At 38.9% G+C, this 8,715-nt stretch carries 8 protein-coding genes; 3 read left to right on the top strand and 5 right to left on the bottom strand.

The features are described from left to right. Positions 1-143: 143 nt before the first annotated feature. Positions 144-230 (bottom strand): putative holin-like toxin, encoded by an 87-nt coding sequence (locus ACPC58_RS06205; protein ID WP_392453240.1) that lies wholly within the window; start codon positions 228-230, stop codon positions 144-146. Between the two features lie 316 nt (positions 231-546). Between ACPC58_RS06205 and ACPC58_RS06200 the strand changes: the two genes are divergently transcribed. Next, positions 547-1,428: a CPBP family intramembrane glutamic endopeptidase gene (locus ACPC58_RS06200; RefSeq protein WP_434065546.1), complete on the top strand. Its 882-nt coding sequence runs from the start codon at positions 547-549 to the stop codon at positions 1,426-1,428. A 22-nt stretch (positions 1,429-1,450) separates the two neighbouring features. On the opposite strand, the gene ACPC58_RS06195 is transcribed toward ACPC58_RS06200, so the two are convergent. From ACPC58_RS06195 to ACPC58_RS06180, 4 genes are all read right to left on the bottom strand, one after another. Then, on the bottom strand, positions 1,451-2,287 hold the full coding sequence (locus ACPC58_RS06195; protein ID WP_434065545.1) for a DUF975 family protein: 837 nt from the start codon (positions 2,285-2,287) through the stop codon (positions 1,451-1,453). 220 nt (positions 2,288-2,507) lie between these two features. Beyond that, positions 2,508-3,377, bottom strand: coding sequence for a DUF975 family protein (locus ACPC58_RS06190; protein ID WP_434065544.1), 870 nt, complete (start codon positions 3,375-3,377; stop codon positions 2,508-2,510). A 124-nt stretch (positions 3,378-3,501) separates the two neighbouring features. Then, entirely contained in the window at positions 3,502-4,890 is a 1,389-nt protein-coding gene (locus ACPC58_RS06185) for an amino acid permease (protein ID WP_434065543.1), read from the bottom strand. Between the two features lie 174 nt (positions 4,891-5,064). Further along, a complete protein-coding gene (locus ACPC58_RS06180) occupies positions 5,065-6,726 on the bottom strand; it encodes a hypothetical protein (RefSeq protein WP_434065542.1) in 1,662 nt (553 codons plus the stop codon). Positions 6,727-6,880: 154 nt separating this feature from the next. Between ACPC58_RS06180 and ACPC58_RS06175 the strand changes: the two genes are divergently transcribed. Together ACPC58_RS06175 and ACPC58_RS06170 are read left to right on the top strand one after the other, a co-directional pair. Further along, positions 6,881-7,708, top strand: a complete 828-nt coding sequence (locus ACPC58_RS06175; RefSeq protein ID WP_274504036.1) for an exodeoxyribonuclease III — start codon at positions 6,881-6,883, stop codon at positions 7,706-7,708. Positions 7,709-7,811: 103 nt separating this feature from the next. Further along, on the top strand, positions 7,812-8,711 hold the full coding sequence (locus ACPC58_RS06170) for a cation transporter (RefSeq protein ID WP_274504037.1): 900 nt from the start codon (positions 7,812-7,814) through the stop codon (positions 8,709-8,711). The last annotated feature ends 4 nt before the right edge of the window (positions 8,712-8,715 follow it).

The following is an 8,715-nucleotide window of genomic DNA, read 5'->3' as shown; positions in this document are numbered from 1 at the left end:
ATGAAGTGGAAAACGAGCAACTCCTAATTGGAACTGCTCGTTTTTTTATTGTGGGAAGCTAGTTTTTGCCCAGCCCCCGTTATAAAGACGGTGGCTTATATTGGGGAACTAATCCGTCCTACTCGCTCAAAAGTGGGGACGGATTATTTTTTGTAATCTTTGAAGATTTTATAGCACAAACCTACTAAGGCGATGGTGAAACCACCAAAACTCAATAGCGTTTGTACCACTTCAAATGCTGTCAAAAGATTGTTACCGCCTTTCCGTCAGATTTTGATGAATTGCATATAGGCATCAACGTTCTCTCACTTAGAAAGTAACCACCGTCTTTCTCCTAGGTCCATTCTTGGATAGAGGAGCACTTTTCTACTGTTCTATTATGCCATATTTTCCACAGGTTTTACTGTGGATTTTTTGTTTGAATTTTACCATTCTCCGTGTATTATTTTGAAACGTTCAATCTTTTACATAATAATAAGCCTAGAATTTTCTAAATTAATATGGTAGAATAGTAAACTAGTAAAGCATATGTGAGGTGGACCATATATGAAAACAGAATTTATCAAAGAAAAAGCTAAATCAGCGTTTAATCTTAATGCGTTTACTTCACCATTAATGGGAATGATTTTGTTGATTGTAGGGGAAATGCTTGGATTAATTGTGTATGCTCCGATAATTCCATTTATTCCGTATGAAAACAATCCATTTCTCTCGCTTAGCTTAGATTTATTTGCTTTTATATTTATTAGTTTGGTTGTGATTCTTTGGTCTCGCTGTGTTGAAAAAAGCCCGTGGTTAGGACTCGGGTTTACTAAAAAAGGTGCTGGGAAAGATTTTCTACTCGGTTGGGGAATCGGAGCTACAATGTTGACCACGTGTACACTCATCATGTGGGGATTGGGTGCGATTGAATTTACTAGCACCCAGTTCTCTATAAAATTACTCGGAGAATTCTTTGTACTAATCCTAGCTTGGTCAATCCAAGGTACAACAGAAGAAATATTATCAAGAGGATGGATGTTTTCATCACTTTCAGCCAAACACACTATTCCTGTTGGTATCCTTATTTCCTCGCTTTTTTTCACATTTCTTCATTTAGGAAACCATGCCATCTCATTCATACCGCTTTTGGATCTCACGTTGTTTGGTGTTTTAACCTGTTTGATGATGCTCAAAACAGGTAATATTTGGACAATTGGTGGTTTGCATGCTGCCTGGAATTGTTTCCAAGGAAATGTCTTTGCATTCCCAGTTAGCGGTACACAAGCTGGACATGCCTTTATACAAGTTGGTATCACAGGACCTGAATGGCTATCTGGCGGTGATTTCGGGGTCGAAGGTTCTGTAATTAGCTTGTTTGTTCAAAGTGGAATGATAGCTTGGCTTGTCTATGACCTCTATTATAAACATAAAAGAAAATCCTTATAAACAACAAAAGACTGTTGACGATTCACTCGCTAACAGTCTTTATTTTTGCTTTTATGGATTCGTAAAAAATTGTCCTAGCTATATGGTAATATGGTTGAACAAAAATAGACAACAAATGTAAAGTTACCAATTCACCGACAAACCAGCCTAGAAATGATGGATCTAGACGAATTCGTTGCCAATAGTTTCCTTTCATTAAGAGACTACTCTCTCTTAATACATTCAGTGGGTTGGTGTAACTTGCATTATCTAAATGATCAAACAGGACAAAAACAGTCTGAGAATAGGCATAGTAAACAAGAAAATACAAGACGATGCCAACTATAAATAGAATCGCTCCTCTAGCAATCAATTGATCAGACTGATGAGAAGCCAGCTCTGCCATTGCCCCAGGAGAAAGCACCATCAAGCTCTTCATAGTAAGACCGGTAAGCCATAAGGCGGAACCTATCGTGGCGGGTAAACCTGCTACCATGAGAATCAAATACTGAAAGAGTAAGGTCATGCAAATAGGTTTTGCCCAATCCGTTTTGAGTAGTGAAAAGCAATCTTTCAGAGTGACTTCCTGTCTATCACCTCTGAATAATTCCAGCAGATGAAAACAAGCAAGCCCGATCAAAAGCTGTAATAAAAGAAGGATTCCTTCACGAGAAAAATAAGCTAATGTAACAGATGAAACTAAGCGACTCTCTACCAATGCACTATCTTGTCGTAGACTCAGAAAAGTAAATAGACGAAAAATAGTCGTTGATAAGGCATAGCATATAGCTAGCAAAATGGATGGTAAGAACAGGATCGTTGTCCCCTTGGTTCGCTCACGAATAGCCATCGCTCTAGATACGATATTGTTCGTCGTCATTTCCATCTCCCTTCCAATTTCGTTCCTTATGCATCTGTTTTCATATTGGAAATCATCGTTCTATACACTACTACGTATTTGATAAACACGCACTTTTAACTATAGTATTTTACTTTTTTCATCTGTTTTCCATTAATTTCTATCGAAACATGCTAAAATCCCTTCGATTTGTAGGGATTCGCTGCGTTTTATCGATTAAAGTGCTTGTGACACTCACAACTTAAGCAGGGGTTGAGGTAACGAGTGTTTTTTCATCGGAAAAAACCAAAGGATTCTTAGCTATTAAATCTTCATAAAACAGCGCTTGACAGGTCCAATAATAAGGGAATACATAGAGCCCTAGGAGTCCTAACGTCAAGATGACGCCAATAAACCAGCCAATAAAAGAAAGATCTAACAAGAATCGACGCCATTTATTCCCACTCATCAATTGCCAACTTTGTTTAAATATCTTGAAAGGTGATGTGTACATATCCTTATCCAAATAGTCATATAGCAAAAAGGAGACCTGACTGAGCCCATAATTAATATATAAATTTAAAACAATCCCAACTAGCATAAGTATGAGGCCCAAATACAAATTTGCCGAATTGAAAAGGCTCGAAAAATCTGGAGAATATCCAACAGGCGCTTCAAGAATAAAAATTGAATTATAAAAGGAAAATAATATCAATGCAACTCCGACTGTAGTTGGAAATGCAGCAACATAGAGAAAAATTTGTTTCAATAAAATGGTCACTACAATCGGTAAAAAATTTTTACCATCAAGCAGAGAAAAGAAATCTTTGAACGAAACGATACTTTTCTCATTACGGACCACCCTAATCAATTGAAAACAAGCTGTTACAAGCAAGCATTGTACTAAGAAATCAAAGAGTGATGACGGACCAAGTGAAATATAATGGATAGTGCGTGTCACACCAATTTTCACAAAAGTATTTCCCCATAAAACAATACCTGCCTGTCCCCACATCCGATCTAAAATATCTGATAGGACCATAATGAGAACAGGTGCTAAAAATAAGGTCATCATCCCATCCGTACTTTCACGAATGGCTGTTGCTTTAGCACGAATATCTCGATTTGACATCGCACTTCTCCATCCATATTTGTGTCTCTTATTAAATATATTATACAATCATATTTTTTAACTTTCTAATATTTCTATAAAAAAATTGTAGAAAAAATCCCTTCAAATAAAGAAGAGATAAACATTATTTTGCTTCAGAATGACCATAGCCATAGAAGAAATAAATGAACATACCAATTACTAAGGCAACTCCAAAAGCTAACCAAGTATCAAGACTGTATTGGAACATAAAGGAAAGACAAATCAGAATTGATAAAATAGGCAATAAGGGTACCAGCGGTGTTTTAAACTGACCTTCTTTTGGCAACCCATCTATTTGTCTAAGACGAATGATTCCGACTGCTAACATCATCAAATAGGCTAAGGTACAAATATTCAGAAAGGAAGCAATGGTTGCTAGGGGGAAAATACCCGCACAGATCGCCGCAAATATTCCAACCAGTATCGTCGCATTCTTAGGAACCTTACTAGTTTTGGTCAATTGACTCAAGGATTTTGGCAATAATCCATCGCGACTAATCGAATACACCATCCGTGAGAGAGCATAAGTCATCGAGATGCATACTGTAATCAAGGTCAGAATGGCCACAACGGAAATATAGCTTGCTGCCCAACCTAAACCAACCTCTCGCAAAGCAAAAGCAACCGCATCTGCCACATTCAACTTAGAATAATGCACCATTCCTGTTAAGACTAATGTCACTATAATGTACAATATTGTGACAATGAAGAGGGATAAGACGATTCCCTTTGGCACATTCTTTTCAGGTGTTTTTACCTCGTCTATAGCTAGCGAAATGGATTCAAAGCCAAGAAAGGCAAAGAACATGAGAGAAGCTCCTGCCATTATACCTGCTTGGCCACCGTAAATCGCTCCAAACCCAAAGGGCGCAAAATCAGCCCAATTGGACGGTTTGATAAAGAACATACCAGCAATCACAAACAAGGCCAAGGCAGAGAATTTTAAGATAACTAAGGCTGAATTGAAACGAAGTGCCGCCTTAGAATTTAGTAAAACAACCCCTATTACGAAAAACAAGACCAGAACTGGTAACAGGTCTACATAAGTACCCGCAGCAGGGTCGAAGGTACCATTCAATGCAGTTGGCATTGAAATACCAAAATGAGCTAAGAGTCCTTTCAAATATGCACCCCATCCCGATGCAACACTCGAAACAGCTGTCAAGAACTCCATAATGGTCAGCCAACCAGCAATCCAAGCAGGAAATTCTCCGAAAACCGTGTAGAGATACCCATAAGCTCCGCCGTTCGTAGGTATTCGTGAAGCAAATTCAGCATAGAATAATGCTGTCAAACCAACTGCAATTGCTGCTATGACGATAGAAATAATTAAGGCAGGACCAGCATATTGGGCAGCAGCCAAACCCGTCACTGTAAAAATACCTGTTCCCACCATTGAACCAATCCCTAAAAAGATCAAATCAACCAAACCCAAGTGACGCCGCATTTGACTACTACGCTCCCCTACCTGTTTTTTCCTCAACAGATTCATAAACAACTCCTAAACCATAGATTGTTGATAAGTTATCATCCTAGATACACGTTTTCATTGAGTATCACTAGAAAAAACCACAACGCTCTATTATACAATAAAAACCAGCATTTCGCACGAAAATATAAAAAGCGAAAGATCGTCTGACATCATCAGACAAACTTCCACTTCTTCTTATTCAGGATTGATGACAACCTGTTGTAAGTAATTCTTTTTATCCAATTGACCAGTAAATTGATCGCCTACCTTGATAAATGGCAACTGGTCTGTACTGTCTTCAGTAGCTTTAACTTTATAAATCTTGCCTTCCGATTGGATATAATATACCGTTGAACCACCGATCATTTGGCTGGCAACTGCTTCCACCTTGCCCGTTACCACTTCAGTAGGTTGACTCGAATCTCCATTTGTCGTAGTTGCAAGTCCAACTAGACCAGAAGCATCCCTACCAGTAACTTGTGAAATTAAGCTGGCCACATCATTGTTCACTGTGACTTGTTGGTAATCCTCTGCATCTACCAATGCGTAAGATTTAACCAAACCTGCATCATCTTTTAGGGATACCAAATAGTAAGCCGTATCCGCCAATTTGACTAAACTTGGAGCGGTTGCTTTGTAGCCTTTCTCCTGCACTTCCCCCTCTGCTGACTCTTGAGCAGCTGACTCTGTTGCCGAAGCCAATTTGTAGTTAGTAATTTCACGAGTACGCATATTGACAAGGATAAAACCAAGGTTTGATGAATCCGCTGTCGCTGAGGTAATACCGGTATAGAGATAAATATCTGAACCAATGGAAATATAATTATAACTATCCGTGGTGTTTTTCACACCTGTTTGGCTGAAAATGGTATTCCAAAAACCATTCTGGTAGGTGTAATGATCATCAACACGACTGATGACATTTTCAGCAGAATAAACTCGGTCCACCCATTCAGGAATCTCTTCAAGACGATACTTCTTACTTTCTCCTGTAGCTGCATCTAACACAATAGCACCAATTGGATCATGTGAGGACAGTCCAAATTTTGGCTCGTATATCGTTGCAATATAGTAGGGATTCCCTTTGTCATCCACTTCAAACGAAGGCTTACCAAAGATAGTTGTTGGGTACTGGAGACGAAGATGTCGCAGAGTATCATTAAGTAAAAACTCAGAATCAGAGTAATGCATGGCTTCGTTCAACTTGGCAAGTTCTGCCTTACCTGTCGTTTGATTAACTTTTACATAGTAGCCAATACCATCCTGGTGATTGCTCAGCCATTTCCAAAAACTCTTATACTCCAATGGAGACACACGAAACGGTTGCTGTCCGATTGTAATTTGGCGGTAATCATTCGAAATACCAAACTGTGAAACCTTATCGATGGTACCCAGATAGGTATCACCAATCTTTTCAGCCGACGCACGATCTAAAAGTGCTAATTTTGAAATATCTGTCTCAGGAAAATCTGTCTTAAAATCCGCTTCTTCCACAGTCACTACTGAAGCATAATCTTTCGCACGAAAAATACGAGAATTGATGACCCCTAGAACTATAATCAGCAAAACAACTACAACCCAAACACGGCCCAACCAACTGAGATAAGTCGGTAATTTCCCCGGCGAAAATTGGTAAGACTCCACTTGACGATTACGACCTGAAATCTTGGTAACTTTCCGGATCGGACTAATTTTGCTAGTGATTACGAGTACAATCCACAGCAAGCCAAAAGACTGAAGAATGAAAAACCAAAATTCTAAACTCAGAAAATTGAAAGCTGGTAGCTGAAACCAATAGTAAACTAGGATTTCCAAAATGAGAGCAAGCCAGACAAAACCAATCAATATTCTTTTCATATATACCTCTACAAACATTAATTTATTAGTTATATTATAACATAGTTTTGGTATTTGCATACAAGTAACTAAAACATATTTCCAAACTCCCTATTCGCTCGGAATCAGTATTTTTGATATAATATTAGTCAGAATAAACTAGAAAAGGAACCATATGAAACTCATTTCTTGGAACATTGATTCCCTAAATGCCGCTCTTACAGCTGAATCTCCTCGTGCATTGCTGTCACGCGCCGTCATCGAAACTCTTGTAGCAGAGGATGCTGACATCATTGCAATTCAGGAAACCAAGCTGTCTGATAAGGGACCTACTAAGAAGCATCTCGAAATATTAAAATCCTATTTCCCTGACTATTTCAATACTTGGCGCTCATCAGTGGAGCCCGCTCGCAAAGGTTATGCAGGAACACTCTTTCTCTATAAGAACCACCTCACTCCTACCATAACATTCCCTGAGATTGGGGCACCAACCACCATGGATGCTGAGGGGCGCATCATCACGCTTGAGTTTGATGACTTTTTTGTTACACAGGTCTATACACCAAATGCAGGCGATGGTTTGAAGAGATTGGCTGACCGCCAAATTTGGGACCTCCAATATGCTGCCTACCTTTCACAACTAGATCGCCAAAAACCTGTTCTCGCAACAGGCGATTACAACGTTGCGCATAAGGAAATCGACCTTGCAAATCCAGCAAGCAATCGTCAGTCCCCAGGTTTTACAGATGAAGAACGTCAAGGCTTTACAAATCTATTAGCCCTTGGTTTTACAGATACCTTCCGTCATTTGCATGGTGATGTTCTTAACGCCTATACTTGGTGGGCACAACGTAGCCGCACCAGTAAAATTAACAATACTGGCTGGAGAATTGATTACTGGCTAGTTAGTGACCGAGTAGCTGATAAGGTTACCAAATCGTACATGATTGATTCTGGTGCTCGTCAAGACCATACACCAATTGTGATGGAAATTAACATTTAATCCCCTTACAAACCTAGCAAAAGCTAGGTTTTTAAAATCTACAGATTTGTAAACGATTGCAAAGTATGGTATAATATATATATAAACTAGTAAAGGAGGAGTTATGAATCATAAAAAAATCGAAAGAAAATCTCTTATCGTGTCCTCAATCGTAAATGGATTGAGCGGAACAGCGGGTCTGGCTGTGTACATTATGACAGGATTAAATGCACTGCTCTTAGATGGTGTCTTTTCACTCATTGCTTTTGTTTCCTCCATGGTGGCCTTTTATATTTCAAAAAATAGCCATCGGAAAACAACTACTTTTCCACAGGGACTCTACTTTTTAGAACCTCTATATGCCATTATGAAATCACTCGCAACCCTGCTATTATTATTATTTGCAGTATTAGAAACAAGTGCTACTGCATTTGCCTATTTCGTCAACGGGATTGGTCATACAATGACCACTGGACCAGTTGTTCCCTACACAATAACCATGTTCCTTGTTTGTATGGGACTCTATTTCTATAATCGCCACATGAGTGCAAGATTAAACCACATGTCCATCATTATCCAAGCAGAGTCTAAGGGAAATTTAGTTGATGGACTTATTTCAGGAGCCATCGGTTTGGCTGTCATTCTCCTTCACTTCATCCCAATCAGCAGCCCACTCGGTTTTTTACATTACACAGGGGACTTTTTCCTAACTGTGGTACTAGCTCTCATTTCCTTAAAAGAACCATGGGATGGGCTGGTTGTTTCCTTTAAAGAATTAGCAAATGGAACCATACAAGCACCCGAAATTCACGATTCCATTTATCAAATTTTAGAAACCTATTTAGATGACCATACGGGCAATATTGAAATACATATTTTCAAGCAGGGAATGAATATAAGAGTAAAGATTAACCTGCACAATGTTCAACATGAAATTGTGAGAAAACTGCTGGAAGATAAGCAGCAAATGCTCTATTTACTAAAGAAGAAGCACGAATACATTTCCGTCGAATACGCATTATAAAAAA

This window comes from Streptococcus sp. VTCC 12905, from assembly GCF_049893385.1.
Lineage (GTDB): Bacteria > Bacillota > Bacilli > Lactobacillales > Streptococcaceae > Streptococcus > Streptococcus suis_AA.
Note: the sequence above shows the minus strand (reverse complement) of the source record. Positions and strands in the feature narration are given on the sequence as shown.